Origin of the sequence: Bradyrhizobium sp. CCBAU 25360 (assembly GCF_028128695.1) — a bacterium.
Taxonomy (GTDB): Bacteria; Pseudomonadota; Alphaproteobacteria; order Rhizobiales; family Xanthobacteraceae; genus Bradyrhizobium; species Bradyrhizobium ottawaense.
On the sequence record NZ_LBJA01000045.1, the window covers coordinates 496,146 to 521,337 of the forward strand.

The 25,192-nt window shown below is 63.5% G+C and carries 35 protein-coding genes; 20 read left to right on the plus strand and 15 right to left on the minus strand.

Annotated features, from left to right (window positions below; genetic code table 11):
- Positions 1–59 precede the first annotated feature (59 nt).
- Both XH81_RS36480 and XH81_RS36485 read left to right on the plus strand, forming a co-directional pair.
- Positions 60–458 (plus strand): PaaI family thioesterase, encoded by a 399-nt coding sequence (locus XH81_RS36480; RefSeq protein ID WP_028144953.1) that lies wholly within the window; start codon positions 60–62, stop codon positions 456–458.
- A 167-nt stretch (positions 459–625) separates the two neighbouring features.
- Positions 626–1,237 carry a GNAT family N-acetyltransferase gene (locus XH81_RS36485; RefSeq protein ID WP_028144952.1) on the plus strand — a complete coding sequence of 204 codons (612 nt, stop codon included), beginning with the start codon at positions 626–628 and terminating at the stop codon, positions 1,235–1,237.
- 81 nt (positions 1,238–1,318) lie between these two features.
- On the opposite strand, the gene XH81_RS36490 is transcribed toward XH81_RS36485, so the two are convergent.
- From XH81_RS36490 to XH81_RS36515, 6 genes are all read right to left on the minus strand, one after another.
- Positions 1,319–1,624 (minus strand): hypothetical protein, encoded by a 306-nt coding sequence (locus tag XH81_RS36490; protein WP_028144951.1) that lies wholly within the window; start codon positions 1,622–1,624, stop codon positions 1,319–1,321.
- 95 nt (positions 1,625–1,719) lie between these two features.
- Entirely contained in the window at positions 1,720–2,406 is a 687-nt protein-coding gene (locus XH81_RS36495; protein WP_028144950.1) for a DUF2161 domain-containing phosphodiesterase, read from the minus strand.
- An 85-nt stretch (positions 2,407–2,491) separates the two neighbouring features.
- Positions 2,492–2,746, minus strand: coding sequence for a ParE family toxin-like protein (locus XH81_RS36500; RefSeq protein ID WP_080670307.1), 255 nt, complete (start codon positions 2,744–2,746; stop codon positions 2,492–2,494).
- Complete coding sequence (locus XH81_RS36505) at positions 2,743–2,940, minus strand: hypothetical protein (RefSeq protein WP_028144949.1); 198 nt, start codon at positions 2,938–2,940, stop codon at positions 2,743–2,745. Before XH81_RS36505 ends, XH81_RS36500 begins: the two co-directional genes overlap by 4 nt.
- A 55-nt stretch (positions 2,941–2,995) precedes the next feature.
- Positions 2,996–3,676, minus strand: coding sequence for an SDR family oxidoreductase (locus XH81_RS36510; protein WP_028144948.1), 681 nt, complete (start codon positions 3,674–3,676; stop codon positions 2,996–2,998).
- A gap of 23 nt (positions 3,677–3,699) precedes the next feature.
- Positions 3,700–4,443 (minus strand): tyrosine-protein phosphatase, encoded by a 744-nt coding sequence (locus XH81_RS36515; protein ID WP_028144947.1) that lies wholly within the window; start codon positions 4,441–4,443, stop codon positions 3,700–3,702.
- A gap of 72 nt (positions 4,444–4,515) precedes the next feature.
- Between XH81_RS36515 and XH81_RS36520 the strand changes: the two genes are divergently transcribed.
- On the plus strand, positions 4,516–4,827 hold the full coding sequence (locus tag XH81_RS36520) for an MliC family protein (RefSeq protein WP_028144946.1): 312 nt from the start codon (positions 4,516–4,518) through the stop codon (positions 4,825–4,827).
- Between the two features lie 112 nt (positions 4,828–4,939).
- Here the strand turns inward: XH81_RS36520 and XH81_RS36525 are convergent, their stop codons facing one another.
- Positions 4,940–5,143: a DUF2735 domain-containing protein gene (locus tag XH81_RS36525; protein WP_028144945.1), complete on the minus strand. Its 204-nt coding sequence runs from the start codon at positions 5,141–5,143 to the stop codon at positions 4,940–4,942.
- 540 nt (positions 5,144–5,683) lie between these two features.
- Here XH81_RS36525 and XH81_RS36530 point away from each other — a divergent pair.
- The 7 genes from XH81_RS36530 (at position 5,684) to XH81_RS36560 (ending at position 11,513) form a co-directional block, all read left to right on the plus strand.
- Positions 5,684–6,718, plus strand: coding sequence for a glutamine synthetase beta-grasp domain-containing protein (locus tag XH81_RS36530; protein ID WP_028144944.1), 1,035 nt, complete (start codon positions 5,684–5,686; stop codon positions 6,716–6,718).
- A 197-nt stretch (positions 6,719–6,915) separates the two neighbouring features.
- Positions 6,916–7,617: a GrlR family regulatory protein gene (locus XH81_RS36535; protein ID WP_028144943.1), complete on the plus strand. Its 702-nt coding sequence runs from the start codon at positions 6,916–6,918 to the stop codon at positions 7,615–7,617.
- A gap of 18 nt (positions 7,618–7,635) precedes the next feature.
- Positions 7,636–8,319, plus strand: a complete 684-nt coding sequence (locus tag XH81_RS36540; protein ID WP_028144942.1) for a substrate-binding domain-containing protein — start codon at positions 7,636–7,638, stop codon at positions 8,317–8,319.
- A gap of 32 nt (positions 8,320–8,351) precedes the next feature.
- Positions 8,352–9,173: a tetratricopeptide repeat protein gene (locus XH81_RS36545; protein ID WP_028144941.1), complete on the plus strand. Its 822-nt coding sequence runs from the start codon at positions 8,352–8,354 to the stop codon at positions 9,171–9,173.
- 70 nt (positions 9,174–9,243) lie between these two features.
- A complete protein-coding gene (locus XH81_RS36550) occupies positions 9,244–9,393 on the plus strand; it encodes a hypothetical protein (RefSeq protein WP_007591825.1) in 150 nt (49 codons plus the stop codon).
- 257 nt (positions 9,394–9,650) lie between these two features.
- The gene (locus XH81_RS36555; RefSeq protein WP_028144940.1) at positions 9,651–10,355 is read left to right on the plus strand and encodes a hypothetical protein; all 705 of its coding nucleotides are present in this window, start codon (positions 9,651–9,653) and stop codon (positions 10,353–10,355) included.
- 198 nt (positions 10,356–10,553) lie between these two features.
- A complete protein-coding gene (locus tag XH81_RS36560; RefSeq protein ID WP_028144939.1) occupies positions 10,554–11,513 on the plus strand; it encodes an ABC transporter substrate-binding protein in 960 nt (319 codons plus the stop codon).
- Between the two features lie 326 nt (positions 11,514–11,839).
- On the opposite strand, the gene XH81_RS36565 is transcribed toward XH81_RS36560, so the two are convergent.
- Positions 11,840–12,256, minus strand: a complete 417-nt coding sequence (locus tag XH81_RS36565; RefSeq protein ID WP_028144938.1) for an SRPBCC family protein — start codon at positions 12,254–12,256, stop codon at positions 11,840–11,842.
- Between the two features lie 114 nt (positions 12,257–12,370).
- Here XH81_RS36565 and XH81_RS36570 point away from each other — a divergent pair, with 114 nt between their 5' ends.
- The 3 genes from XH81_RS36570 to XH81_RS36580 all read left to right on the plus strand — a co-directional run bounded on the left by XH81_RS36570 (position 12,371) and on the right by XH81_RS36580 (position 14,732).
- Complete coding sequence (locus XH81_RS36570; protein WP_131233219.1) at positions 12,371–12,568, plus strand: hypothetical protein; 198 nt, start codon at positions 12,371–12,373, stop codon at positions 12,566–12,568.
- 40 nt (positions 12,569–12,608) lie between these two features.
- Complete coding sequence (locus tag XH81_RS36575) at positions 12,609–12,875, plus strand: hypothetical protein (protein ID WP_028144937.1); 267 nt, start codon at positions 12,609–12,611, stop codon at positions 12,873–12,875.
- A 234-nt stretch (positions 12,876–13,109) separates the two neighbouring features.
- Complete coding sequence (locus XH81_RS36580) at positions 13,110–14,732, plus strand: ABC-F family ATP-binding cassette domain-containing protein (RefSeq protein ID WP_028144936.1); 1,623 nt, start codon at positions 13,110–13,112, stop codon at positions 14,730–14,732.
- Here XH81_RS36580 and XH81_RS36585 read toward each other — a convergent pair.
- Positions 14,729–15,724: a glycerophosphodiester phosphodiesterase family protein gene (locus tag XH81_RS36585; RefSeq protein WP_097668196.1), complete on the minus strand. Its 996-nt coding sequence runs from the start codon at positions 15,722–15,724 to the stop codon at positions 14,729–14,731. The genes XH81_RS36580 and XH81_RS36585 overlap by 4 nt on opposite strands.
- Before the next feature lie 146 nt (positions 15,725–15,870).
- Between XH81_RS36585 and XH81_RS36590 the strand changes: the two genes are divergently transcribed.
- Positions 15,871–16,746 (plus strand): MBL fold metallo-hydrolase, encoded by an 876-nt coding sequence (locus XH81_RS36590; protein WP_028144934.1) that lies wholly within the window; start codon positions 15,871–15,873, stop codon positions 16,744–16,746.
- Positions 16,747–16,892: 146 nt separating this feature from the next.
- Here the strand turns inward: XH81_RS36590 and XH81_RS36595 are convergent, their stop codons facing one another.
- A complete protein-coding gene (locus tag XH81_RS36595) occupies positions 16,893–17,141 on the minus strand; it encodes a hypothetical protein (protein WP_038970146.1) in 249 nt (82 codons plus the stop codon).
- 203 nt (positions 17,142–17,344) lie between these two features.
- Here XH81_RS36595 and XH81_RS36600 point away from each other — a divergent pair, with 203 nt between their 5' ends.
- Positions 17,345–17,809 carry a cupin domain-containing protein gene (locus XH81_RS36600; protein ID WP_028144933.1) on the plus strand — a complete coding sequence of 155 codons (465 nt, stop codon included), beginning with the start codon at positions 17,345–17,347 and terminating at the stop codon, positions 17,807–17,809.
- 18 nt (positions 17,810–17,827) lie between these two features.
- Here the strand turns inward: XH81_RS36600 and XH81_RS36605 are convergent, their stop codons facing one another.
- On the minus strand, positions 17,828–18,391 hold the full coding sequence (locus tag XH81_RS36605) for a TetR/AcrR family transcriptional regulator (protein ID WP_028144932.1): 564 nt from the start codon (positions 18,389–18,391) through the stop codon (positions 17,828–17,830).
- 87 nt (positions 18,392–18,478) lie between these two features.
- Between XH81_RS36605 and XH81_RS36610 the strand changes: the two genes are divergently transcribed.
- Complete coding sequence (locus tag XH81_RS36610) at positions 18,479–18,850, plus strand: nuclear transport factor 2 family protein (RefSeq protein ID WP_028144931.1); 372 nt, start codon at positions 18,479–18,481, stop codon at positions 18,848–18,850.
- Between the two features lie 16 nt (positions 18,851–18,866).
- On the opposite strand, the gene XH81_RS36615 is transcribed toward XH81_RS36610, so the two are convergent.
- A complete protein-coding gene (locus tag XH81_RS36615) occupies positions 18,867–19,829 on the minus strand; it encodes an alpha/beta hydrolase (RefSeq protein ID WP_028144930.1) in 963 nt (320 codons plus the stop codon).
- A gap of 73 nt (positions 19,830–19,902) precedes the next feature.
- On the opposite strand from XH81_RS36615, the gene XH81_RS36620 reads away from it, so the two are divergent.
- Both XH81_RS36620 and XH81_RS36625 read left to right on the plus strand, forming a co-directional pair.
- On the plus strand, positions 19,903–20,208 hold the full coding sequence (locus XH81_RS36620) for a nitroreductase family protein (protein ID WP_244439104.1): 306 nt from the start codon (positions 19,903–19,905) through the stop codon (positions 20,206–20,208).
- A gap of 246 nt (positions 20,209–20,454) precedes the next feature.
- A complete protein-coding gene (locus tag XH81_RS36625; protein WP_018322924.1) occupies positions 20,455–20,658 on the plus strand; it encodes a hypothetical protein in 204 nt (67 codons plus the stop codon).
- Positions 20,659–20,695: 37 nt separating this feature from the next.
- On the opposite strand, the gene XH81_RS36630 is transcribed toward XH81_RS36625, so the two are convergent.
- From XH81_RS36630 to XH81_RS36640, 3 genes are read right to left on the minus strand one after another with little or no spacing between them, the layout of a single operon-like run.
- Entirely contained in the window at positions 20,696–21,814 is a 1,119-nt protein-coding gene (locus XH81_RS36630) for an HD-GYP domain-containing protein (RefSeq protein ID WP_028144928.1), read from the minus strand.
- A gap of 50 nt (positions 21,815–21,864) precedes the next feature.
- Entirely contained in the window at positions 21,865–22,197 is a 333-nt protein-coding gene (locus tag XH81_RS36635) for a PilZ domain-containing protein (protein WP_028144927.1), read from the minus strand.
- Positions 22,194–23,303, minus strand: coding sequence for a DUF2336 domain-containing protein (locus XH81_RS36640; protein WP_028144926.1), 1,110 nt, complete (start codon positions 23,301–23,303; stop codon positions 22,194–22,196). The genes XH81_RS36635 and XH81_RS36640 overlap by 4 nt, the downstream gene beginning before the upstream one ends.
- 298 nt (positions 23,304–23,601) lie before the next feature.
- Between XH81_RS36640 and XH81_RS36645 the strand changes: the two genes are divergently transcribed.
- Entirely contained in the window at positions 23,602–24,549 is a 948-nt protein-coding gene (locus XH81_RS36645; RefSeq protein WP_038974116.1) for an AraC family transcriptional regulator, read from the plus strand.
- 48 nt (positions 24,550–24,597) lie between these two features.
- Positions 24,598–25,188, plus strand: a complete 591-nt coding sequence (locus XH81_RS36650) for an NADPH-dependent FMN reductase (RefSeq protein ID WP_028144924.1) — start codon at positions 24,598–24,600, stop codon at positions 25,186–25,188.
- The last annotated feature ends 4 nt before the right edge of the window (positions 25,189–25,192 follow it).

Consider the following 25,192-nt stretch of genomic DNA (forward strand, 5'->3'; position numbering starts at 1 on the left):
ATTGCTTTGCCGCCCGAAGCAATTCACGTTTGGACAACAATCAATTGGGAGGACTTTTGATGACGCCGCTCGAGAAACTTAAAGCGATGAAGATGCCGTTTGCCGAGCTCAAGGGCGTCGAGTTCGTCGAGGCCGGGAAGGACCGCGTGGTGGCGCGGATGATGGTCCGACCCGATCTCTGCACGCTTCATCACACCATCCATGGCGGCGCTGTGATGGCGCTGGCCGATTCCGTCGGTGCGGCCGCGACCGTGATCAACCTGCCTGAGGACGCCAAGGGCACGACCACGCTGGAGAGCAAGACCAATTTCATCGGCGGGGCCAAGGAGGGAACCACGGTCATCGCCACCGCGACCCCGGTCCATCGGGGCCGGCGGACCCAGGTTTGGACCACCCGGCTGGAGACCGAGGACGGCAAGCTGGTCGCCGTTGTCACCCAGACCCAGCTGGTCCTGTAAGACTACGGGGCGTTGATTTTATTAACGAATTGGTCGTCTCCCGTGCCTCTAAGTTGGGCAGGTCCTCGTCTTGTAAAAGATGCTGCGATGCACAATATAGGGGGCCTAGGGATTCGAACGCCTCCTCGAGGGACACCAAGAGGAGTTTTAACTTGTCACTCGAAGATTTGGCCCTTGAGGCCACCACCCGCACAATCCACGTTCCGGGCTATGTGCGGACCTTGAGCCAGCAGGAAGAATTGCCGCTCCTGCGCGATCATCTGCTGCGGCTGGATGCCGGAAGCCGGCACGACCGCTTTAACGGCTTTCTCGACGACTCATTCATCGAGCGTTACGCCGCCCGCTGCGCCGAGGACGGCACCGTGATCGTCGCCTATATCGTCGACGGCGTGGTCCGTGGTGCTGCCGAGTTGCATCCGCCGGAAGATGGTTCGCTGCCTGAAGTCGCCTTCAGCGTGGAAGCCACCGCGCGCCGCCAGGGCGTCGGCACGGTCTTGTTCAGCCGCCTGATCGCTGAAGCGCGCTGGAAAGGCTACAAGAGCCTGCGCATCACCACGGGCGCCGAGAATCACGCCATGCGGGCGCTCGCCAGGAAGTTCGGCGCGCATCTGGCTTTCCGCCACGGCGAATCGACTGGCACTATCGACCTCGCCAAGACGCCTGAGGCCGAACTCGCCGATCTCGCGGCCTCGCCGTTCAGGGCCGGCCGCGCTTTGCTCAGCTTCAACTCGACCTGCTGGAAGATCATCTCCAGCATGTACGGCCATCGCGCCGCCTGAGTTCAGGAAACTGTCGGGAATCAAAAAGCGGACCGGCAAAACCGGTCCGCTTTCGTATTGGGAGCAGGGGTATGAAGCCCTTTAGGTGCCAGTGCGTGTGGCGGCGCTGAAGCGGCGGACGACGCGGCGTTCGACCACGACCGACCGCTGCGCGCCCTGTTCGCCGGCGATCACGCGCGTGGCGGTGATGCGGCTGTTGGTGCGCGCCTGCTTCTTGACCTCGGCCTGCACGACATCAAGCGGCATCCCCATCAGAGCTGCGGCGATCTCGGCCTGCTGCTCATGGTCGTCGGTGATGCCGACGGCGGCGAAGATCGCCTCATCCAGGGTGGGCGGATCATGGCGGACGCGCCGCGTGCCATATTTGGTATTCCAGTCTGCGCTCATAACGGCCTCGTTTTGATGCCGGGATACCTAGTGCCGCAAATGTTGCATTGCAATATGAAATTAGTGTGGCATCTCAGCTATGCACCGGTCGGGTGTCAGGGCGGTGATGCGACACCGGCATCGACCTCAATCCGTTGTTGCGGCCAGCGCTTCAGGGCGGCATGCCCGGCCTCGGTGAGCCCGTAGATTCCCCGGTCGGCCCGTTCGAACCAGCCATACACATTGTTAAGCAAGATCTTGCCGGCGTCAGGGCAGCGCTCGCGCAATTCGCGCACGGGCCGCGGCCCGTCGGCGAGCGCCGAGGCGCAGGCCAGAGCCTGCTGCCGATAGGCCGTCATGATCGGTGCGCGGGTGCTGCCGCCGAGCACGGGATCGCCCTGGCGGCGCTGGTGCTCCGCGACGAGACGCGACCGTACCTTCGGCTCGCGGCGGGGCGCCGCGGTCGGCGGCTTCACCAGCACCTCGACCTGGCCGCGATCGGTCACGCCGAGCATGCCGAAGCCGAGGCGGCGGCAGAGATTGCGATAGCGCGCATCGCTTTCACGCCCCTTGCCCCGGATCGACATCTTTGCCGCAATCCAGACCTCGTCGCCGGCCGGCGCGCGGTCGACCGCCTGGAGGATCAGCTCGAGATTGAAGGCGAGCTTGAGCTCGCCGATCACCACCACGGGCGGATCGCCGGCGCTGAGGCCCACGAGATCGCAGCCGCCGATCTCGCCCTTTACGGTGAAGCCGAGCTCTTCGAGGAAGCGTTTGACGGGCAGGTAAAGCGCGGTTTCCAAAGAACGTGTCCGAAGCTTGCGTTTCGATCGGAGAATCAGTTGCGGGCAGTCTAGCCCGGATCGGACACGGCCAGAGGGCCACGTTTCAGCCTACGAGCCGATCATAGTCGGCATGGGAGCCGATCCAGAACCAGACGTAGGCGTCGTTCGTCTCGACCGCCAACGCTCTATAGCGAAGGCTGACTCTAGCCGACCAAAATCGTCCGACTTTCTTGAATTGCAGCGATGGGTGGGTGGGATCGCTTTTCAAGAGCGCGAAATTCGCGTCTGCCAATTTCCTAACATTAGCAGGCAAGGCCGCGTAAGCTTTCCAAAATCTTGGCGAAGCCGCGTGTTTCACAAGTCGCGCGTCTGCCCTGTGCGGTAGGCGTTCAGCGCTTCCTCGGCGAACGCATCGAGCCTTCCTGCTTGAGCGTCGCGCTCCAGGGCTTGATCAAAGCGCTGTGCATCAAACTGCTCGAACCACGCGCGAAAGCGTGCCAGTTCGCTTGGCGTCAGCAGCTCTACCGCTTTCTCAATATCTTCGGTCGTCATGACTTAATTATAGCAATTTCTGCTTGCTACGAAAAGACGGGCCGAACCTCTTCGATTAAACCCGCCCGCCGACCGGGATCAGCGCGCCGGTGATGCCGCTCGCGGCGTCGCTGGCGAGGAACAGGATCACCTCGGCGAGTTCCCGCGGCGTTACCCATTTGGAGAAGTCTGCTTTCGGCATGTCGGCGCGGTTGGCGGCGGTGTCGATGATCGACGGCAGCACCGCGTTCACGGTGACCTTGCCTTTCCACTCGTTGGCCAGCGACTCGGTGAGGCGATGCACGCCCGCCTTCGACGCCGCATAGGGCCCCATGCCGGAGCCTGCCTGGATCGCGCCCATGGCGCCGATATTGACGATGCGGCCGGCCCTGGACGTTGCGAGATGCGGCAGCGCCGCGCGCGAGGCGTTGAGCGCGGTCAGGACGTTCAGTGCGTACATGCGCTGCCAGGTCTTGACGTCGCCATCGCCCACGGTCTCGAAGGCGAAGCCGCCGGCGATGTTGATCAGCGCATCGAGCCTGCCGAAATGCTTGGCCGCCGCATCAATTGCCGTCTTCGCCTGGGGCGCCTCGGACAGGTCGACGCCGCCGATCTCGATGCTCTCGAGCGTTGCGGGAATCTGCGATGGCGCGTGATCGATGCCGGCCACGCGCGCGCCGCGCGATCGTGCGATCTCCGCAACCACCTTGCCGAGCGCGCCGTGTGCGCCTGTCACGATCAGGACCTTGTCTTGCATCATCGTTCTCCGGGCACAGCTGTCTATGATTGCAGGTAGCGCGCCTGCAGCGCGGTCCGCTCCGCCGTGCCGAGATTGAGGGCGTCGCGCAAATAGGTTTCGAGGTCGCCATATTCACTGCCGATGGCTTCGAATGCAGCGGCAAGGTACGAGGCTTCGACGCTGCCGATGGCATTGCGTACGTCCTCCGGCAGGTCGAAGGCGGCCGTCGCATCGCGTTTGTAATGCCGGTTGGTGAGCAGGTAGTCCTCGGCAATGATTTCATCGGGTACGCCGAGCGCATGCAGGATCAGCGCGCTGGCGAAGCCGGTGCGGTCCTTGCCCGCAGTGCAATGGATCACCAGCGGCGCGCGATCTTCGAGGAGATGGCCGAACAGGTTGCGAAAGCTGTTCGTGTGGTGGCGAACGTAGTTGCGATAGGATTCGCGCATGAGCTCCAGCGCGACCGGTGCAGTCAGCGTGCCGCTTGCGAGTTCGGTACGCAGCGCAGCCACGACGCTCGGTTCGATCGGCAGCGAATGCACCGTGATCTCGCTGACGACGCAGACGCCGGCCGCGCGCTCCTCAACCCCACGGAAATCGAAAGCGCTCCGCACCCCGAGCGCCCTGACGATCTCGATATCGGCGGCGGTGAGCTGGCCGAGATGGTTGGAGCGGAAGATGTGCCGCCAGCGCGTGGTGCGGCCGTCGTTGGTCGGGTAGCCGCCGAGATCGCGAAAATTGCTGGCGCCTTGCAGGGCGAGGTGACGGGCAGGGGAATCTGACATGGGATCGGCTTCGGTTATGGTTGCATTGGGCGCACGAGGGGGCGTCCTTGAAAGCTATTACAGGGGGCGATCATGGGCCGGCACAAGGCCATTCTTTTGACGACCGCCATGCTGGCAGCTGGAATGACCAGTGCGCGACAGACTGAAGCGCAGATGTTCCAGACCTATCGCTGTGCCGATGGTACGCAGTTCGTCGTCGGGTTTTATGACGACGACAAGCGCGCCTTTCTCCAGATCGACGGCGAGCCGGTCACGCTCGCCAAGCGGCTGTCGGTCGCCGGAAAACGCTATTCGGGGGTGGGTATCACGCTGACCATCGGAAAGACCGGGGGCACCACGGTCAAGCATCTGAAGCGGCCGGTGACGGCCTGCGCGGTGATCTGAACGGCGCGGTTCACGCGAGCATCAAAAAGGGCCGAAACATCGCTGTTTCGACCCTTTTCGAGCTGCCGCCGGGCGCCTGCGAGACGCGGCGGTTTCAAACCGACCATAGGCATTAGCGATCCCATTTCGGCTTGGCGTCGTCGACCGCGTCCTGGTGGTACCAGCTGTCGCTGCAGATCGAGACATTCGCCGGAAGCGAAGCGTGATCGGCAGGAAGGCGGGTCTCGCCGTAGCGGCGTCCCGCGAGAGCCGCGCGGCCCCCGACCGGGAATTGGTAGATCGTTGCCGATCCGTGACTCAGACCATTGTTCATCATTGCGATTTCTCCTTGGTCGAAGCGCCTTGGCCTCCATGGTGCGCCCGACTCGTTCGATTGTGGTTACTGGAATCCCCATATCGGCCGCGCATCCCGAAATGCAAAGTGCTGAAAACGAAATCAGTTTCCGCCTAATTTGTAGGCATGTGGCCTGCTGCATCCCCTAAGGCACGGTGTCGGTGGCCAACGACTGGGCCATTCCAAAGGTTGCTAGGCAGGGGTGTGGAGCTTTGCGAAAATTGCTGGACGTTGATGCGCGTTTCATCGGCAACTCCCGGCACGGGCCGGCCTGCTTCAGAATCGGGCGCTTTTCACGGGATTTTTGCGGTGCAGCTACACGCAAAGGTGCGCGGCTATGACGCACGACGAGGTCGACATCGCCTCGACGCCGGGCCGGGGACAGTCCCGGTGGAGAACCTCCCGCGCTGCGGCCTTTTGGCACGTTAAATGCTTGTAAAGGGCCGGCCGATGATGGCCGGGTACAAAACGTTCGGGGGCCGCCAGGCCCCCAACCTTTCGCATCATCTACAGAGAGGCTCAATGACCAAGTATAAGCTCGAGTACATCTGGCTCGACGGATATACGCCGACTCCGAACCTGCGCGGCAAAACTCAGATCAAGGAATTCGCGTCGTTCCCGACGCTCGAGCAGCTTCCGCTCTGGGGCTTCGATGGCTCCTCCACCCAGCAGGCCGAAGGCCACAGCTCCGATTGCGTGCTGAAGCCGGTCGCCGTCTTCCCGGACGCCGCGCGCACCAACGGCGTGCTCGTGATGTGCGAAGTCATGATGCCCGATGGCAAGACCCCGCACGCCTCCAACAAGCGCGCCACCATTCTCGACGACGCCGGCGCCTGGTTCGGCTTCGAGCAGGAATACTTTTTCTACAAGGACGGCCGTCCGCTCGGCTTCCCGACCGCTGGTTATCCGGCGCCGCAGGGTCCGTACTATACCGGCGTCGGCTACTCGAACGTCGGCGACGTCGCTCGCAAGATCGTCGAAGAGCACCTCGACCTTTGCCTCGCTGCCGGCATCAACCATGAAGGCATCAACGCGGAAGTCGCCAAGGGCCAGTGGGAATTCCAGATCTTCGGCAAGGGCTCCAAGACCGCTGCTGACCAGATGTGGATGGCCCGCTATCTGATGCTGCGCCTCACCGAGAAGTACGGCATCGACATCGAATTCCACTGCAAGCCGCTCGGCGACACCGACTGGAACGGCTCCGGCATGCACGCCAACTTCTCGACCGAGTATATGCGCAACGTCGGCGGCAAGGAGTATTTCGAGGCCCTGATGGCCGCCTTCGACAAGAACCTGATGGACCACATCGCCGTCTACGGCCCGGACAATGACAAGCGTCTGACCGGCAAGCACGAGACCGCGCCGTGGAACAAGTTCAGCTACGGCGTTGCCGACCGCGGCGCTTCGATCCGCGTGCCGCACTCCTTCGTCAACAATGGCTACAAGGGCTATCTGGAAGACCGTCGTCCGAACTCGCAAGGCGACCCATACCAGATCGCTTCGCAGATCCTGAAGACGATCGCCTCCGTGCCGGCCGACAAGAAGGCTGCGGCCTAAGATCCTCCCGGCCCGGGCTGGGGGCTGGCCCGGGTTGGCTCTCAATCCGCCGGAGCTGAAAGGCTCCGGCGGATTTTTAGCATCTTGATGACAGCCATTCCCGTGACGCAGCAGGGCTGCGTCGCGTGAAGCCTGTCCATATCGGCCCAAAGCGGGATAGAGTGCCCGCAGGATGCGCGCAGGGCCGGGGACGGCTGGTGTTTGAAGGCTTCTACAAGGTGAAATTTCAGCTCGGCGACGCCGTCGGCCGGAGCGTGATGCATGCCGGCAACGGCAAGATGCTGGGCGGCAACTCGGCCTTCGCCCATATCGGCACCTACGAGAAGACCGACAGCGGCGTCGACGTCGTGATCAGCACCGTCCGCCATAACCCCGATCCGAACTACCGCGCCATGGCAGGCACCGACGATGCGACCTTGCTCGCCAAGGGCTGGGCGGATGGCGACCTCTATCGCTTCAAGGGTGAGCTGAAGGAGCTGCCCGGCATTCCCTTCCAGTCGGTGATGACGCCGATCACGGAAGACGAGGTGCCGATCGCCGGTGGCGTCGGCGAAGCCGGCATCGCGGACGGCATCTACTCAATCCATCTGCGCATGCTCGACGGTCTGGACGGCGGCCTCACCGGCGTGATGCTGCTCAACCGGGGCCGCATCCTCGGCGGCGATGCGGCATTCTACTATCTCGGCAGCTACACCGCCGCGAACGGGCGCTGGAAGGGCCAGATACTCAACCAGGAGCACACGCCGGCCAAGGACGACCCGATCTTCGGCGGCCACGAGGTCGGTATCGGCTTCTCCGGCAGCTACGATGCGGAGCAGGCGGTGCTGGAGGCGACTGCGCTTGCCGGCAAGCGCAGCCTGCGCCTGACCGCCGCGCTCAAGCTGATGCATCGCGCCTGATCGCGACGGAAATCGCTCATGGAAATCCTTCGCATGCTTTCGACGCTCGGCCTGATGGGTGCGATGCGCAGCCTGTCGTCCGCGTACGAAGCCGCAACCGGCGTCCGCATCGACGCCGACTTCGCGCCGACCCTCGCTCTGCTGAAGCGCCTGCGCGACGGCGAGGCCGCCGATCTCGTGATCCTCACGCGCGAGGGGCTGGACGAGATGATCGCGGAGGGCCGCGTGCTCTCAGAGAGCGCCGCCGATCTGGCGCGCTCCTATGTCGGCATTGCCGTGCGGGCAGGGCAGGCGCATCCCGATATCGGAAGCGAAGCGGCGCTGCGCAGGACGCTGCTCGCAGCGCGGTCCATCGCCTATTCGCGGCTGGGCGCGAGCGGCGTCTACTTCGCCCAGCTGATCGTGCGGATGGGGATCGCAGCCGAGATCAACGCAAAGGCGACCATCGTCGAGCAGGGCTTTACAGCCGAGCGTCTCGTCAGCGGCGAGGCCGACCTCGCCGTGCAGCAGATCAGCGAGCTGAAGCAGGTCGGCGGCATCGAGGTGGTGGGACCGATCCCGCACGAGCTGCAGACACCGGCGGTGTTCTCCGCCGGCCGCATGGCAGGGGCGAAGCACGCCGACGCCGCGGACCGTCTGCTGCGCTATCTGGCATCGCCCGAGGTCGTACCCGTCCTGCGTCAATCGGGACTCGAGCCTTGAATTTGCCGGGGCGGGGACGCAACGTGACGACCATGCGGACTTGTCTCCTTGCCATCGTCCTCGTGCTTGCCGCGCCGTTGGCGGCGCGCGCGCAATCGGCCGATCTGGTGTTGTGCGACCGGGTCGCGGCCGATCCCAGCGATCCCGACAAGCCGGCTGACGTGAAGGGCGTCGCGGAGATCGCGTCTTCCGACGTCGCGACGGCGATCAGGTTCTGCAAGCAGGCCGCGCCGTCCTCGCGCCGCGCGATGTTCGCACTCGGCCGCGCTTACGCGGCCAACCGGCAGACGGCGGAGGCGATCGCTGCCTGGCGCAAGGCCGCCGACAAGGGATCGAGCGCGGCGATGGTCGAGCTCGGTGTTGCCTATGGCACCGGCTCCGGCATTGCCAAGGACGAGGCGCAGGCGCGAAAACTGTTCGAGAAGGCGGCGCAATCAGGCAATCCCCGCGGCGTCAGCAACCTTGCTGCGCTCGGCGGCGCAGGGGGCGCCGCGCCGGCCGATCCCGCGCAGGCGCGCGCGCTGCTCGGCAAGGCTGCCGAGACCAATCCGGAGGCGCAGTACCAGCTCGGCCTGATGCTCTCCGAAGGCACGGGCGGTGCGAAGGACGACGTCGCGGCGCGTGCGCTGTTCGAGAAAGCGGCGGCGCAAAATCATCCCGGCGCGCTGGAGCGGATGGGGGCCTTCGCACAGGAAGGCCGCGGCGGCGCAAAGGACAAGGACGCCGCGAAGACCTATTACGAGCGCGCCGCCGCGCTCGGCGACGAGGACGCCAAGAAGGCGCTGGAGCGGCTGCGCTGCCCCTATGCGATCAAGGACAAGCAGGGCAAGCTCGTCACCACGCTGTGTTTCTGAGCAGAGCCGCACGCGACGGAACCTCAATCGCGTGGACGCCGTTGATCTCAAGACACAACGGAGCGCGATCATGATCCGTAAACTGGCGTCGGGCGAATACCGCCTCTATTCACGCAAGGTGAATCCGAAGACCGGCAAGCGTCGTAACCTCGGGACCTTCCGGAGTCGCGCGGCCGCCGAGAAGCACGAGCGCGAGGTGCAGTATTTCAAGCGTCACTGAAGCGGGACGCCGTCCGCCGGAACAAAAATGTCGAAAACAACCCCATGCACAGTAGGCGGGGCCTTGAAATCGCAGCGGAATTACGCGCGATGGATTTTGCGAAACCCGCTTTGACCCGTCGGGCAAAACAGGAGCATGATGGCATTGTGGCGGGGAGGCGCCCCGCAAGGGCCCTGCGCGAAAAAGCCGGATGGCCTGGCTGGGGCAGCAGTGCTAGGTAGCCCACGATTCTTTTCCGATTTTGCGGGTTCATTGCGTTGCTGGACGGGCTCTACAAGGTTGAATACGGCGTCAACGATGCGTTCGGGCGCAGCATCATGTGCCTGCACGACGGCAAGATGCTGGGCGGTAATTCGGCCTTCGCGCATCTCGGCACCTATGTCGAGCGCGATGGCGAGATCATTGCCGAGGTGATCACCGAGCGGCATAACGAGGATCCCCATTACAAGCCGCTGATGGGCGCCGACGTCGCCAGGATCGGCGCGCGCGGGCGGCTGCACGGCAACCAGATCCGTCTTGCCGGCGGCGCGGATACCATGCCGGGCGCCGGTTTCTGGGCCAATCTGACTAGGCTCGACGATGGAGCGCTGCCGCCCCGCGGCACGATCGGGCAGGGCGGCATCGCCAACGGGCTCTACGGGATGGGTCTGCGCGCGCTAGACGGTGTCGATGCAGGGCTCTCCGGTGTCATGCTGCTGATCGACGGCCGCATCCTCGGCGGCGATGCGTTCTTCTACTATCTCGGCTCCTATTCCTCGGCGGACGGCCGCTGGAAGGGCGAGATGCTCAACCAGGAGCACACGCCGGCGAAGGGCGAGAACCCCGTGTTTGGCGGCTATGAGGTCGGGATCGGCTTCTCCGGGACCTGCAACGAGGATAGCGGCGAGCTCGAAGGCATCGCGCTTGCCGGCAAGCGCAGCTTGCGGCTGGCGGCTTCGCTGAGGTTGATGAGAAGGGCTTAGGACGTTTGCCGGGCGGATGTCCGGTTGCTGAGGTGAAGCGGCCCTCGACGCGTCGGCGCGGCGATGTCAGCTAGTGACCCGAAGCGGGCATGCGCCATCTCGCCGCATTTGCGACGCGGCAGTTGCATTCGCAGCAAGTGCGACGACCATTGACACCTGATACTCTGCACCTGTCCCCCCAGCTGCGATGAGGATCGAATGAAGCGGCGGGAGTTCATGGCGACTGCTGCGGTGCTGGTCGTTTCGCCACGACGGTTGGGGGCGCAAGGAAGGCCTCGCCGAATCGGTTTCTTCGGTTTCTTAGATCCGATAGCTCGCGAAGCGTGGCGCACTGGCTTACGTGAAAGGGGTTGGATCGAGGGCAAGAACCTGCTCATCGAATATCGCAACTATGCAGACGCCTCGGATCGCTTGCAAACCTCTGCTGCGGAGTTGGTAGCCCTAGCTCCCGATCTGATAGTTGCCGCCGGGCCGCAAGCAGCCTCCGCCCTGAAATCGGCCGCCATTCCGATTGTCTTCGTGGTTGTTGCCGATCCTGTTGGACTTGGCCTGGTTCAAAGCCTCTCGCGCCCAGGCGGCAACATGACCGGTCTTACCTCGTGGGTTCCGGGAGATTGGTTTGGAAAACAAATCGAAATCCTCCGCGAACTGATACCCCATGCCGCAAAAATTGCGCTCTTAGTCAATCGCGACAACCCAATGCACAGGTTGCTGTTAGCTGAGGAGGTACCAAGCACAGCCCGAAAGCGCGGGGTCGCTCTGTCTATAGTCGAGGCGACTAAGACCGAGGAACTCGACACCGCCTTTGCTTCAGCAGCTGCCCAGCGCGCCGATGCAATGATTGTTTTTGGCGACATTCTGACCATTCGCCAAGCCCCGCGAGTTGTCGGGCTCGCGGCGGAGTACCATTTGCCCGCGATTTACTTCTTCCGACAATTCGCCGATGGCGGATTGGTCGTCTACGGCCCCGATATAGCCGATCTATTCCGCCGTGCAGGCGGCTACGTCGATAAGATCCTCAAGGGCGCCAAGCCTGCCGATCTGCCGGTAGAGCAGCCGACCAAGTTCGAGCTAGTCATCAACATGAAAACGGCGAAAGCGCTCGACCTCACTGTGCCGCCCTCGTTACTCGTTCGTGCCGATGAGGTGATCGAATAGAGATGGGATTTGCTGCGATGCATGAATCCAATGCCCGACGCTGCACCGATCACGAACGCAGTCTTTCCAGCGAGTTCCTTCACGCGCAGCCTTCCCGTGGAAGCGGACACCTGGCGCCAATAAGCCAAGTGTCCCCGGGCGCCATATGACCGCGTTTTCGAGCGATTGGGAAGCGTGCCGAATGTCCGCGCGTTGGCCCGTGGCTGACCTCGGTCGCCGCCTGTCGGATGTCAGCAAGCGACCCCAAGGGGACTATTCAATTTCCGTCAGGTACTCCGCGGAAATCCGACCACGCCTGTCAGGATCTCCATCTCCTGCCCACCACGTCACGACTTATTCTGTCTTGCCTCCACATATCGCGTGAAGCTGTCGAGGATCGCCTGCCAACCGCCTTGCTGTTGCTCGACGGAGTGCGTCGGTTCGCTATCGAAGACGACGCGGACGACAACGCCCTTTGGGCCGGGCACGAATTCAACTTCGGCCTTTCGATCGCCGAACGCGTATTCGATCCGCTTGTGTTCAACGATCTTCGTGTAAGTGCCGGCGAAGTCGAAACCCATGCTGCCGTCCTTGGCCTCCATGCGCGACGAGAACGCGCCGCCATCACGCAGGTCGACCGTAGCCCTGGTCGTATGCCAGTCGTCGGACGCTGCGTTCCACTTCACGATATCGGCAGGCGTCGTATAGGCACGCCAGACCTGATCGACGGGGGCTGCTACGTTGGTCTCGACGGTAATTCTCATGGGCATTGCTCCAGGTTCACTTTGACGGTTCGAGGCGACGACATCACTTCACGTCGCGGGTCCATACAGGGCACTTCCGGGAAGTGTCCACCCGAGGACGATCGAGACTGGCCCATGCCGACATGGTCACGCCGTTCATGTGTAAAAAAACGAAAGGGTGTCATCAAAACGCCTCTGGGCCATCCGCTATCGACCGCGATCAAATTCACGGGCACTATCTGTGGCGAGTTCGGTATCGGCGCCGAGGCAAAGATCATGACGCCGATGCCCGAGGCGGAAGTTGCTCTCGACGCGTCGAGGAACGGCCTCTAGCGCAGCTTGTTGGTCCGGGAAGCAGTCAGGAGGCGTGACCATGGAACGCATCAGCAAGGGCCAGATCCTCCTGCTCGCCGTTTTGGCAATGATCCTGATCCTGACCGGTGTCTGGGCCGTTTCGGTATGGAATGCCAGCAGCGGGGTCGAGATCGGCAAGCACGGCTGGATCGCGCTAGGCCTTGGCACATTTTTCTCCTTGCTGATCGGATGCGGACTGATGGCGCTGATGTTCTTCAGCAGCCGCAGCGGTCACGATGACAGCGCCGATCCCTTCCGCCACAAGCAAGACAAATCGGCCGAGTGACGTTCGAGGTCGCATCCAGCCCGCAACCAATTTCGGCGCGGCGAGCCGATCATGTCGCCTCCAAACTCAGAGGAAATGGCAATGATGCGGACGGTCGAGGTTTATGGGCCCCAGGCTGCGGGGTGAAAGGACGGAATTGGCACCCGGCAGGGCGGATCCGTACCCCGCCGGGCTTCCCCTGGGGGCCCGCATGGCCTATGACGCTGCAACGCAAAAATCCCCCAAAAGATACTCATGATCCGCCTCGACAACGTCAGCAAGCAAGCCGGCCACCAAATCCTATTCATTGAAGCCTCCGCCGCCCTCAACAAGGGCGAGAAGATCGGCTTGGTCGGGCCGAACGGTGCCGGCAAGACCACGCTGTTCCGGATGATCGCCGGTGAGGAACTGCCCGACGAGGGGCAGGTTTCGACCGATCGCGGCATCACCATCGGCTATTTCAACCAGGACGTCGGCGAGATGTCTGGCCGCAGTGCCGTGGCCGAGGTGATGGACGGGGCCGGTCCCGTCAGCGAGGTCGCGGCCGAGCTGCGCGAGCTCGAGGCCGCCATGGCCGACCCTGACAAAGCCGACCAGATGGACGAGATCATCACCCGCTACGGCGAGGTGCAGCACCGTTTCGAGGAGCTCGACGGCTATGCGCTCGACGGCCGCGCGCGCGAAGCGCTGTCCGGCCTCGGCTTCAGTCAGGAGATGATGGACGGCGACGTCGGAAAACTCTCCGGCGGCTGGAAGATGCGCGTCGCGTTGGCGCGTATTCTTTTGATGCGCCCCGACGTCATGCTGCTCGACGAGCCGAGCAACCATCTCGATCTCGAAAGCCTGATCTGGCTGGAAAAATTCCTGCACGACTACGAAGGCACGCTGCTGATGACCTCGCATGACCGCGAGTTCATCAACCGCGTGATCTCCAAGGTGATCGAGATCGATAGCGGCTCGCTCACCACCTATACCGGCGATTACGAATTCTACGAGCAGCAGCGGGCGCAGAACGAGAAGCAGCAGCAGGCGCAGTTCGAGCGCCAGCAGGCCATGCTCGCCAAGGAGATCAAGTTCATCGAGCGCTTCAAGGCGCGCGCCTCTCATGCCGCTCAGGTGCAGAGCCGGGTGAAGAAGCTCGACAAGATCGAGCGGGTCGAGCCGCCGCGCCGCCGCCAGAGCGTGGCGTTCGACTTTCCGCCGGCACCGCGCTCGGGCGAGGACGTCGTGGCGCTCAAGAACGTGCACAAGGGCTACGGAGCCAAGCGCATCTATGACGGGCTCGATTTCATGATCCGGCGTAGGGAGCGCTGGTGCGTGATGGGCGTCAACGGCGCCGGCAAGTCGACGCTGCTCAAGCTCGTCGCGGGCGCGAGCGAGCCGGACCAGGGCACGGTGGCTGTCGGCGGCAGCGTCAAGATGGGCTATTTCGCCCAGCACGCGATGGACCTGCTCGACGGCGAGCAGACGGTGTTTCAGTCGCTCGAATACGCGTTTCCGACCGCGGGGCAGGGCTCCTTGCGCGCGCTCGCCGGCTGCTTCGGCTTCTCCGGCGACGATGTCGAGAAGCGCTGCCGCGTGCTCTCGGGCGGCGAGAAGGCGCGGCTGGTGATGGCCAAGATGCTGTTCGACCCGCCGAATTTTTTGGTGCTGGACGAGCCGACCAACCATCTCGACCTCGCCACCAAGGAGATGCTGATCACGGCGCTTTCGGATTTCGAGGGCACCATGCTGTTCGTCTCGCATGACCGGCACTTCCTGGCGACGCTGTCGAACCGCGTGCTGGAGCTGACGCCGGAAGGCATCCATCAGTTCGGCGGCGGCTACACGGAATATGTCGCGCGGACTGGGCAGGAGGCGCCGGGGTTGCGGAGCTAATCTCTGCTCGTTCCCGCAACCTTGCCCGCAATCTTGGCGATGGCCTCGATCTCGTTGGTCCAGACGCCGCCGGAATAGTCTTGCGGCAACTGCGCGAACGCTTCCGGCGTATCGATGCCGGTGGAGAACTCTCCGCCGCTGTAGGGACCGAGCACGAACACCGCGCTGTTGACGCCGTTCATGCGTGCGAGGAAGCGATCGGGCCAGCCCCATAGCCAGGGTGCGGCGTTGATCGGCACCAGCACCATCGCGTTGCGGCAGGCCGCCGGGACCAGGCCGGTCCAGCCATAGCCGATATAACGGATCAGGCAGCTCCGGATCGCCGCACGCGAGATCGTGCGTACGTCGGGGGTGAGGCGACGGATCGCCTCGATGGGCTCGTCGCCGCCATAAACCATGACCGCGCGGCTCCGCTCGGCCGGCAGCGCATTCAGCACGCCGGCAAGTGTCTCGCCTTCGTTCGGGTCTCGGCTCTTCACGTTGATGAGGAGTTTCTTGTCAGGGAAGGTGGCCAACACCTCGGACAATGTCGGCATCATTCCAATCCCCTTGCCGCGGAAGGGGAAGGTCTTGCCGCCGTCGGCGGTGTAGCCGTAGCCGATATCGAGCATTTTCAGCTTCGCCATGCTCTGCTCGCGCGTGACGCCGTGGCCGTCGGTACGGCAGTCGAGCGTCCAGTCGTGGAACACGGCGAATTCGCCGTCGATCGTCGGATGCACGTCGATCTCGACCACGTCGGCGCCGGCGTCAAAACCGGCGCGCATCGATGGAATGGTGTTATCGAGATAATCGTGGGTCGGCGGCAACATCCGCGCGGCGGTGCAGGTGTCGTTCTTCACATCGCGCTCATCGAAGCGTTGCGCCATGCCGCGATGGGCAAGCAGCACCGGCTTGCCGCCCTGATGCGGCGCCAGAAGGCTGGTGTTGTTGATGTAGACGCCTGCCGCGACGGCGATGATGGCTGTCGTCGCGAATTTGAGTTTCCAGCCCACAGATGATTCCCAATTCCGCGATCACCCTCAGTGGTATTTGAGGTTGATTTGCGGCGATCGTTTCGCAGGGGCGCTGTCCGCATCGCACCGCTTGAACGGCCCCATGCCAGTCGCTACGCTCCTGCAAAAAAGGGAGTGAAACGGCGATGCAGCAACTCCGGATCGGAGACATCACCATCGACGCCGTGATCGAGCGGGAAGGGCCGTGGCGGCGGCCGCAGGATTTCTTCCCGGCCTATGACGAGGGCGTGTTCGCCCGTCATCTGCCGACGATGGAGCCGGAGGTCTTTGACGCCGCACGCGGCATGATGGTGATCACCTACCAGACTTTTGTGGTGCGCACGCCGCGTTATACGATCCTCGTGGACACCTGCACCGGCGAGGACAAGGGTCATCCGCCGCCGTTCGATTTTCCCGGCAAGGAGCGCTGGCGCAATGAGCTGTTCGCGCTCGGCATCGGATTTGAGCAGATCGCCTACGTGTTCTGCACGCATCTGCATATCGATCACACCGGCTGGAACACGACGTTGCGCGACGGACGCTGGGTGCCGACGTTTCCAAACGCGAAATACGTCTTTCACAGGGGTGAGTATGCGGCCTGGGAGGCGGAGAACGCCAAGGGCTGCAATCCGCCCGGTACGGTGTTTCGCGACAATTGCCTGCCGATCGTCGAGGCCGGGCAGGCGCTGCTGGTCGACGATGGTTACGCGCTCGACGACACCATCACGCTGACGCCGACGCCGGGGCATTCGCCCTGTCATTGCTGCGTGAACATTTTTTCGAAGGGCCAGCGCGCGGTGGTCGCGGGCGACCTCATGCATCACCAGATCCAGTGCCGCGAGCCAGACTGGTCGGCGAAGCCGGATTGGGACCCGAAGCAGTCGGCGCTCTCGCGGCGAAAATTCTTCGCCTCCGTGGCGGACACGGACACGCTGATCTTGCCGGTTCATTTCCCGGCGCCGACGGTGGGGCTGATCAGGCCGTTGGGCGATGCGTTTGATTACAAGTTCAAGCGGGAGTGAAGTGTCTCCGCATCGTCATGGCCGGGCTTGTCCCGGCCATCCACGAACTTTCAAGCGCCACGAAGAACGTGGATGCCCGGGACAAGCCCGGGCATGACGGAGTTCGTGGAGCGATTGTTCGCTAACCAGAGCGAATGCAAAGCGCCTTACGCGCCGACTTCGCACTTCTTCATAAAGCTGTTCTTGGCGGCGCCGGCGAGCGGCTTGCCGTCGGCGCTGACGGCCTTGGGCGTGCAGGCGTCGGCCTTGCACTTCTTCAGGAACGAGGTCTTGGCGGCGCCGGCCAGCGGCTTGCCGTCCTTGCCGACCGCCTTGCTCTCGCAGGTTTCTTGCGCGAAGGCCGAGCCCGCTGCAAAGGTGGCGACAATCGCAGCCAGGAAAATCCGCTTCATCATGGGTGTCTCCGTAAACCAGAAATGGCGGAGAGATTGGAGCCGGGAATCGTGGCGCAATCAAGCTGGATGAGGGCCTGCCATCCGGTCCGGCTGGCGATTTTTTCGAAGCGGAGTCGGCCAGGCTCGCTTCCTGTTGCACTGCTCGCTGACCACGGCGGGCAATGCTGCTAGGCTTGGCCAGCTTAGCCGGACGGAGCATCGTGATGGACGCCGTGATCCCGAAACGCCAGGAAGCCGCCGATCAGCATTCGCATCTGGTTCGGCCTCAAGACATGGATTGGCAGACCACGCGCTTTCCCGGCTGCGAGGCCAAGACGCTGCTGTTCGATCGCCGTACCGGCCTGATGACCGCCTTGATGCGGTTTGCGCCGGGATCGGTGCTGCCCGATCACGAGCATGTCGGCATCGAGCAGAGCTGGGTCATCGAAGGCACGCTCGTCGACAAGGAGGGGCCGGCCAGGGGCATCGCCTGCAAGGCCGGCGAATTCATCTGGCGCGAGGCAGGCAGCCGGCATGCCGCCTGGTGCCCGGACGGGGCCCTGATCCTGGCGATCTTCCAGGTGCCGAACAAGTTCTTCGAAGCCGACGGCCACGTGGTCGACGCCGCCGGTCAGGACTGGGACGAAACCTGGGGACACACGGCGGCGCAGCGGGCGCGGAGCGGGTGATAGGCGGTTCGGCGCGGCTCACGTCTTGCCGCCGATGCTTCTGACGAGCATGGCGACCTGAACGGCGATCAGGCGCCGCATCTCCTTGCCGCTCCTGGCCGTTTCCCGCAGTCCGCGCATGCCGAACACGAGGCAGCGCGCCAAAACTTCGGGCTCGTCCGCTCCCCTTGCAGACCGCACCTGATCGCCGATGAGCTCGACGACCAGGGACTGGAAATTGTCATAGACCTGTCTGACCGCGGGGAAGCGGAGGTCGAAGAGATCGGCCGAATCCGGATGCGCCTCGACCAGGTCGAAGCCATGGCATCCCCAGGATTTGCAGGCGTGGAGCAGCTTGGCGTGAAGCCCGTCGAGGCGGGCGATCGCGGCCCTGATCTCGCGATGCTTCTGCTCGTCCATTCCCCGGATGACTGCCGCGAACACCGCGTCCTTGTCGGGGAAGAGCAGGTAGAGCGCGGGTCGCGATATCCCCGCCTCAGAGGCGATGTCGCCCATCGTCGTGCGGGCATAGCCGTAGCGCGAAAAGACCTCGGTCGCGGCCGCGACGGCAAGCTGTTCTTTCGAGGCGCGGGATTGAACCATGGTCTCCCCATCAATCGTTCGCATCTTGACAAAATTTCGATAATTGTCAACTTGTCATAATCCGGCGAACCAAGAGGGTGTTGCGAGATGAACGACGAAGCGCGACTAAAGACGTGGAACGCCTATCAGGCCGCATGGGGGCCCGTTGGGGAAAGCGAGCGGCGTCGGCTGCTCGAACAGAGCGTGGCCGCGGATTGCGTGTACACGGATCCGGGCTCGCAGGTGGCGGGGCGGGAAGCCTTGATGGCCCGCATCGGGCAGACGCAGCTAAAATTTCCGGGCGCCTGCTTCAGGAACGACAGCTTCCTCGAACACCACGAGCAGGCGCTTTTCCGCTGGACCATGTACGACGGCACCGGCCGCGTCTTCGTCAAGGGCGAGAGTTTTGGGCGCTTTGGTGCAGATGGCCGCCTGGTTCAGGCGACCGGCTTCTTCGAGCTGCCGGCTGCCACGTCCTGATGGCTGGCCGACGGGCTCAAACGCCGCGCGCGAGCAGGGCCTTGAAGTCGGCTCGCGCGCGCTGCGCCTCGGCACGCGCGACGTCCGAGGCGTCGCCCATGCCAAAATAGCCGTGGATCAGGCCCGGGCCCTCGTGATGCTTGACCCGCACGCCGGCGGCCTCCAGCGCCCGCGCATAGGCAGCGCCCTCGTCGCGCAGGGGATCGAACCAGGCGGTGGTCACGACCGCGGGTGCGAGGCCCGCAAGTGAGGCGGCCCGCAGCGGCGAGACGCGCCAGTCCAGGGCATGGCCGGGATCGGCGAGATAATGGCCGCAAAACCATTCCATCGTGGCACGCGTCAGAAAGTAGCCCTCGGCATTCTCGGCGCGCGAAGGATAGCGCGCGTTCTCGCGCGCGTCGGCGTAAGCGCCGAGGACGTCGGTAACGGGGTAGACCAGCAATTGTGCGGCGAGCTTGATGCCAGCATCGCGGCAGGCGATCGCAGTGGTCGCGGCGAGATTGCCGCCGGCGCTGTCGCCGGCAACGCCGAGGCGTTTTGCCTCGCCGCCAAATTCCGCGACGCGGTCGAAGATATCACTCACGGCGGCGCAGGCGTCCTCGAACGCGCCCGGAAAGCGAGTCTCCGGCGGGCGGCGATAGTCGACGGAGATGACGACGGCGCCGGTCTCGATCGCAAGGTTGCGCGCCTGCCGGTCATGGGTCTCGAGGTCGCCCGCGACCCAGCCGCCACCGTGGAAGAACACCACGGTTGGCGCGGGCGTGCTGCCGATCCGATAAACGCGTGCAGGAAGCGGGCCGGCGCCGCCTTTCACCTTGATATCCTCGACGCTGTCGACGGGCGGCGGCGGGATGGCGGCGCGCGAGGCAGCCAGTGCGCGCAAGGAATCGCGGGCGCTCTGTGGCGTCATGACCGTGGGATCGCGCATCGGCATGAGCGGAATGATCTGGGCGATGACGGGATCGAGTGGCGCGGCCATGGCAGTTCCTCCAGGGTTCTTGGTCTTGCTTGCGAGTGAGCATAGATTCTGCGCGCCGCATCGGCAACCGGCCGTGTCGTCACGCCGATGGATGAAGGGCAGGGAGGTCCACGAGGTGGAATTCGAAACGCTGGTCCAGTCGCGCCGGAGCGTGCGCGGCTTCAGGAACGAGCCGGTGCCGCGCACGGTGATCGAGGCGATCATCGAGAGCGCCAAGCGTGCGCCGTCGTCGATGAACACCCAGCCCTGGCATGTTCATGTGCTGACCGGCAGCCCGCTCGAGGAGGTCCGCCGCCGCAACATGGACGAGATGATCGGCGGGGCCACCTGCGCTCCGACATCGTGCGCGAGGTCGCGAAAATTCCGGAGGACGAGGTGATCATGACCTGCGTCGCGATGGGCTATCCCGACGACGACTTTGCCGCAAACGCCGTTCGCTCGGACCGCGAGCATAACGAAGAGTTCGTGCGCTACGTGGGTTTTGCCGATTAGGACGATGAAGAGGAGATTATTCTCTCGCAAAATTTTTTTGGTGCGGAGTCGTTCGCAGGCTCTTGCAATCTCGAAAATGCGGGAGGAACAATAAGCCTCGTGATAGGTTTGTTGCTGGCGCGAGGGAATTGACATGCGGCGGCTGGCTAGCCTGGTTCGATGGTTCTTCGGCCCGCGGCTGCGGCGCCCCATCGATGCTGATCCAAGTCTTCCTTTCACACCCGAAGAGTTCGGCCGGCTGATTCGCAGCGGCCGGCATGAGGACATGAAACTGCTGGCCGATGGGCTGGCCTGCCGGTCCATCCCGCACCGCGCCAGCCATCGCGCCACGCATTAGCCGGGGCTCGCTTCGCGGCCATCGCCAGCCGCCGGCCTTATCGCGTGAGCGCGACCTGCCTGAACGAGGTCACCAGCACTTTTTCCAATTTTCCGCTCATCCCGCAGAGGACGTCGTAGGCTTCCGCACGAGGCATGGTGGGCTTGTAATGCCGGTACTCGATCAGCGCTGCGAAGATGTCGGAGATCGTGAGAATCCTTACGACGTCGCCGATGCTCTCGGCGCAGAGCGCATCGGGATAGCCGCTCCCGTCGAGATATTCGTGATGATGGCGAACGGCATCGAGGATCTCCGGCGAAATCTTGTCGTGGCCCTTTAGAAACTCATGGCCAGCGGCCGGATGGGTCTCGATCAGGGCACGTTCCTCCGCATCGAGGCGGCCCGGCTTGTCGAGAATGGCGAGCGGGATCTGCGCCTTGCCGATGTCGTGGAACATGGCCGCCGAGTAGAGGCGCTCCAGATCGGCTCTTCCGACACCGAGGCTCAGGCCGAAGTCGATGGCGACGCCGGTCACGAGCAGGCAGTGCTGATAGGTTCCCTCGTGATGGCGCCGCACCGTCGTGAGCCATTCCGAAAGGCCTCGCTGAGTTATGCGGTCGGCGATCTGGCGGCCGGCCTCCTTGGTGCCATCGACGTCGAGGGGCTGGCCAAGGGTGACGGCCGTAAACATCGAGGCGATCGCGGTTGCCGCGGCCTCGACCGCGTTGTCGGACCGTGCCATCTCGCCCGGCGCGGCGGAGGACGGATCCGCCGGATCGCACAGCGCAGACAGTAGTTTGGGCCGGTTGATCGTACCGGACAGGACGTGCGTCGCCCCGAGCGCGTAGGCTTGCGAGATACCGACGTGAGAGCTGTGCTCGAGGAGAAATATCCGCTTCTTCGCCTTGGCGAGCTTGCCAGCCCGTCTCTTGAGGGCAGCGATATTGTCGACGTCGCGCAGGTCCGCGCGGATGACGATGGCGGCGGGCACCTGCGACAGCTTGGCTTCGGCGTCCAGCCGTTCGCCGGCGACGGCGAAACGGTCCTCAAGGATCGTGCAGACGCCGGCCAGCCTTTCGGACGTATCCGCCAGCACATGCACGAAGGAACGGGCCGCTTCCTTCTCGCGGATGCCGTCCGCGTTGACGGGGCTGAGGATGGTTCGCGCGTCCTGCACGGCTCGACCTGGACTATCGTGGATTGCAATAATTGGGATGAATTGTTGGCCTATTTGCTCCGGGCGACGGTCTGCGTAGCGGCCGAGGGTGCGCTCGCCGGCTTCTTTTTGCCATCAGCGGTGACGAAGTGAATGCCGGCCGTGGTGCCATCGATCCAGACCAGCTCGCAGCGCCGATAGGCGAGCCCGGTCGACGACAGCAGCATGAAGAATTCCTTGGCCTGCAGCACGTCCAGCGTGCCCTCGACCTCGACCTTTGCGCCTGTCTGCGACACGTCGAGCAGAACGCAGCTGCGCCGCCATGTGCCGTCAGAGCCCATCAGATTGACGGCCTGCCTGTGGTCCATCCGCACGCGCGCCGCCTTGCGGCCGTCGAACTTCATCGGCTCCCCCCCGTTTTTGCGCCGCGATCTCGCCGACTGCTCTCCTTGACGCTTGCGGCGATTTCCCCCCACCGCACCGTCCACTGACTGGTCGACAGAAGCAGCGTCTCGAAAACGTGTTGTGCGCGTTCGCGCTCGGCAAAGGAAAGCCTGGTGCCGCTGCGGTTGCTCAGGATGGCAAGCGTGGTCTGCCAGTTCAGCCGCGACGCCCGGCAGGCCATCACCAGGCCCTCGCAATCGCCGTCGGTCATGACGTGCTCGACGATCTCGATGGGGGTCCCCGAAAGCACCGACAAGGCGGTGAACAAATTGGCGGTCTCGCCACGGATCGCGAAGCGGTTCACCGCAGAATCGTTGAGCTTGCCGATGCGGTTGAGCGCGACGATCTCCGGCCGTGCGCTTGCATAGGCGGCCGCGCTAGGCAGCTTGGGCACGATCGGCGCTGCCGCTCGAGGACACGAGACGGTGGAAGCCTTTGGCTCCGCGCGAGCGTCGGGGGCCGGCGAGGCCGGCAGCAACTTCCGCAGGACCGGATCTGGCGTGCCTGGTCTGAGCGCCAGGGCCTTCGTGAGTTCGTCATCGCTTGCACACGTCTCAACGAGCGCGACGTAGGCGGCATCGGAGAACCGTGCCCCTGCGTTACTGATCAGCGCAAGGTGAACGGAGCGGCCGCCGCGCTTGATGAGCGTCTCGGTCAATCGGGGTTCGATGCGCGCTCGGACAGCAATCGCGAGTTGCTGCGGTTCGCCACTCGAAATCGCGATTGTTTCGAGATCGGACGTGGAGAGCGCCTGCGATTTGAGCAGAACGGGGCAGGCCACGCCGGGATTGTCGTGTAAGGCAAGACGTTGCAGGGTCTTCGGCGGAGCCACTTTGAGCTCGGCAAGCGCCGCGCCGAGTTGAATCAATGCGCTGGCCTCGACTCGCTCCGTCAATCGAAGCAGGACGCCGTCGACCACACTGGCCAGCAATTCCTGAGGCCGGTCGCGGCTGCCGGTGAGCAGCTGCAAAATGCCTTCGAGGATGCGAGCGCAGCGGTCCAGCGGGCAAGTTGCGACCGCATCCTCCAACTCGACCAAAATATCAGCAGGCGAATTTGCCATCATGGCAGGAGCCTGAAATAAAATAGCTATACAATTTAACGAGCTTTATTGGGCCTCAAAGGTGTTAATTTTTAATTTTGATAATTAAATCCCAGGTGTTAATGCGCCGCGGCATTTCGGGAAATGCTATCGAAATTCGGCAAGGCTCGACGTCCGGGCTTGTCCTTTCAGTTGGACTCTTCCCAATTGATCAGGACACGTTAGGATTGATTCTTCAGGTCCGACGAAAACCAAAAAGGGGGGAGCGGATCGGCACCGTTGCCAAATGCGCGTCGATTGCGACGCCGGGTTTCGTATTTTCATGAACAGCATTGATGATGTGCCCAGGCTGGCACTCAAGACATTTCGTTTTTCAGATGTCGACGAATTTCGAAGCGCCATACGCGGGCTGAATTTCGAGTTCACGCCTTTCGTACGGAAGATTTCGTCTGAGCAGACAATTCTGTCGTTGCCCGGGTGCGACGTGAATTTGACGCGCGCGTTTCCCCGGGTCGTTGATGCACAGCTCGTCGGGAATTGCACGGCGATCGGCTTCACGATGGACGACCTCAACGTCCCCATTCGCTTCAATGGCTCGCAACGTGCACGTCCAGTCGTGGTCATTGGCAGCGGCGGTGCGGCCTACACCGTCATCGAGGAGGTGCAGCGGCAAATCGCCTCAGTGATTTTCAGCCCGGAGGTGAGGGACCGCGGCTGGCCCAGGGCTTCCCAGAGCTTCAAGATTTTCGAAACGAGTGCCGCTGGCCTGGACCGGCTGCGCCGTGTGGTGCGTGAGGTGCTGGCCGCGGCCTCAGAGCCCGTCGAGGCGTCAGATCTCCCGGTCAAGGCAAGAGCAATGAAGGAATCCCTGCTTGCGGCCGTCGACCACGTGTTGGGAGATGTCGTTTCGGTCCGCTGGACGCTGCGCCCCAATAACGAGCGGAACTTCAGGATGTTCCGGGATATCAGTGCGCTACTGTCCGATGACCTCTCCCAGCCGATCTACAGCGAGGAGATTGCCCGCAAGCTCGGACTGTCCGTCCGCACCATGCACGACGTCATCCGCCGCTATCGCGGCATGAGCCTGCACCGTTACTTGCGCCTGCGTCGGCTGTGGCTGGTGCGCCGGCGGCTGCTCGCCGGCGCCGACAGCGTCAAGGCGGTGGCTCTTGCGTTCGGCTTCTGGCATCTCAGCGACTTCTCCCGAAGTTACCGCGACCAGTTTGGCGAGACGCCGTCGCAAACGCTGGAGCGCGGACGCGGGCGATAGTTGACGGATCGAGTAGGGCCGGACGCCGGTTTGTGCTACCGTCCGGCCATGAGCAATCGCATCCTCGTCCTCTACGGTTCCTACCGTTCCGACCGCATGGGCATCCGCCTTGCGAATTTCGTCATCAATCGGCTGCGCGCGCGCGGCGACGATGTCACCTTCATCGACGCCAAGGCGATCGGCCTGCCGATGCTCGACCGCATGTACAAGGAGTATCCGAAGGGTTCGGCACCTGAAGCGCTGGAGATTCTGGCTGGACAGATCCGCGGCGCCGACGGATTTGTCTTCGTCACCGGCGAATACAATTGGGGTATCCAGCCCGGCCTCAAGAATCTCACCGACCACTTCCTCGAAGAGTGGTTCTGGCGTCCGGCCGCGATCGTGAGCTATTCGGCCGGCCGCTTCTCGGGCGCGCGCGCCGCCACCGCCTGGCACGGCACGCTGTCGGAGATGGGCATGGTGGTGGTGTCCAGCACCATCGGCGTCGGCCCGATCGCGCAGACGCTGTCGGCCGAGGGCGAGCCGATCGGTGATGGCGGCAAGGCCCTGGAGCGCTCGTTCCCGCGCTTTGCCGACGATCTCACCTGGTGGATCGAGGCGGCGAAGGCGCAGCGGGCGCGCAAGGCGCCGCCTTACTGAGGCT

Excerpts from the sequence above, each read along its gene's own strand:
- XH81_RS36540 (WP_028144942.1), top strand. The coding sequence starts at position 7,636 with ATGGAAATCCTTCGCATGCTTTCGACGCTCGGCCTGATGGGTGCGATG.
- XH81_RS36590 (WP_028144934.1), top strand. The coding sequence starts at position 15,871 with ATGCAGCAACTCCGGATCGGAGACATCACCATCGACGCCGTGATCGAG.
- XH81_RS36615 (WP_028144930.1), bottom strand. The coding sequence starts at position 19,829 with ATGGCCGCGCCACTCGATCCCGTCATCGCCCAGATCATTCCGCTCATG.
- XH81_RS36515 (WP_028144947.1), bottom strand. The coding sequence starts at position 4,443 with ATGTCAGATTCCCCTGCCCGTCACCTCGCCCTGCAAGGCGCCAGCAAT.
- XH81_RS36570 (WP_131233219.1), top strand. The coding sequence starts at position 12,371 with ATGCCGACATGGTCACGCCGTTCATGTGTAAAAAAACGAAAGGGTGTC.
- XH81_RS36510 (WP_028144948.1), bottom strand. The coding sequence starts at position 3,676 with ATGCAAGACAAGGTCCTGATCGTGACAGGCGCACACGGCGCGCTCGGC.
- XH81_RS36605 (WP_028144932.1), bottom strand. The coding sequence starts at position 18,391 with ATGGTTCAATCCCGCGCCTCGAAAGAACAGCTTGCCGTCGCGGCCGCG.
- XH81_RS36575 (WP_028144937.1), top strand. The coding sequence starts at position 12,609 with ATGGAACGCATCAGCAAGGGCCAGATCCTCCTGCTCGCCGTTTTGGCA.
- XH81_RS36610 (WP_028144931.1), top strand. The coding sequence starts at position 18,479 with ATGAACGACGAAGCGCGACTAAAGACGTGGAACGCCTATCAGGCCGCA.
- XH81_RS36490 (WP_028144951.1), bottom strand. The coding sequence starts at position 1,624 with ATGAGCGCAGACTGGAATACCAAATATGGCACGCGGCGCGTCCGCCAT.
- XH81_RS36580 (WP_028144936.1), top strand. The coding sequence starts at position 13,110 with ATGATCCGCCTCGACAACGTCAGCAAGCAAGCCGGCCACCAAATCCTA.
- XH81_RS36545 (WP_028144941.1), top strand. The coding sequence starts at position 8,352 with ATGCGGACTTGTCTCCTTGCCATCGTCCTCGTGCTTGCCGCGCCGTTG.
- XH81_RS36640 (WP_028144926.1), bottom strand. The coding sequence starts at position 23,303 with ATGATGGCAAATTCGCCTGCTGATATTTTGGTCGAGTTGGAGGATGCG.
- XH81_RS36520 (WP_028144946.1), top strand. The coding sequence starts at position 4,516 with ATGGGCCGGCACAAGGCCATTCTTTTGACGACCGCCATGCTGGCAGCT.
- XH81_RS36595 (WP_038970146.1), bottom strand. The coding sequence starts at position 17,141 with ATGATGAAGCGGATTTTCCTGGCTGCGATTGTCGCCACCTTTGCAGCG.
- XH81_RS36505 (WP_028144949.1), bottom strand. The coding sequence starts at position 2,940 with ATGACGACCGAAGATATTGAGAAAGCGGTAGAGCTGCTGACGCCAAGC.
- XH81_RS36565 (WP_028144938.1), bottom strand. The coding sequence starts at position 12,256 with ATGAGAATTACCGTCGAGACCAACGTAGCAGCCCCCGTCGATCAGGTC.
- XH81_RS36650 (WP_028144924.1), top strand. The coding sequence starts at position 24,598 with ATGAGCAATCGCATCCTCGTCCTCTACGGTTCCTACCGTTCCGACCGC.
- XH81_RS36600 (WP_028144933.1), top strand. The coding sequence starts at position 17,345 with ATGGACGCCGTGATCCCGAAACGCCAGGAAGCCGCCGATCAGCATTCG.
- XH81_RS36625 (WP_018322924.1), top strand. The coding sequence starts at position 20,455 with ATGCGGCGGCTGGCTAGCCTGGTTCGATGGTTCTTCGGCCCGCGGCTG.
- XH81_RS36525 (WP_028144945.1), bottom strand. The coding sequence starts at position 5,143 with ATGATGAACAATGGTCTGAGTCACGGATCGGCAACGATCTACCAATTC.
- XH81_RS36645 (WP_038974116.1), top strand. The coding sequence starts at position 23,602 with ATGAACAGCATTGATGATGTGCCCAGGCTGGCACTCAAGACATTTCGT.
- XH81_RS36635 (WP_028144927.1), bottom strand. The coding sequence starts at position 22,197 with ATGAAGTTCGACGGCCGCAAGGCGGCGCGCGTGCGGATGGACCACAGG.
- XH81_RS36530 (WP_028144944.1), top strand. The coding sequence starts at position 5,684 with ATGACCAAGTATAAGCTCGAGTACATCTGGCTCGACGGATATACGCCG.
- XH81_RS36560 (WP_028144939.1), top strand. The coding sequence starts at position 10,554 with ATGAAGCGGCGGGAGTTCATGGCGACTGCTGCGGTGCTGGTCGTTTCG.
- XH81_RS36550 (WP_007591825.1), top strand. The coding sequence starts at position 9,244 with ATGATCCGTAAACTGGCGTCGGGCGAATACCGCCTCTATTCACGCAAG.
- XH81_RS36480 (WP_028144953.1), top strand. The coding sequence starts at position 60 with ATGACGCCGCTCGAGAAACTTAAAGCGATGAAGATGCCGTTTGCCGAG.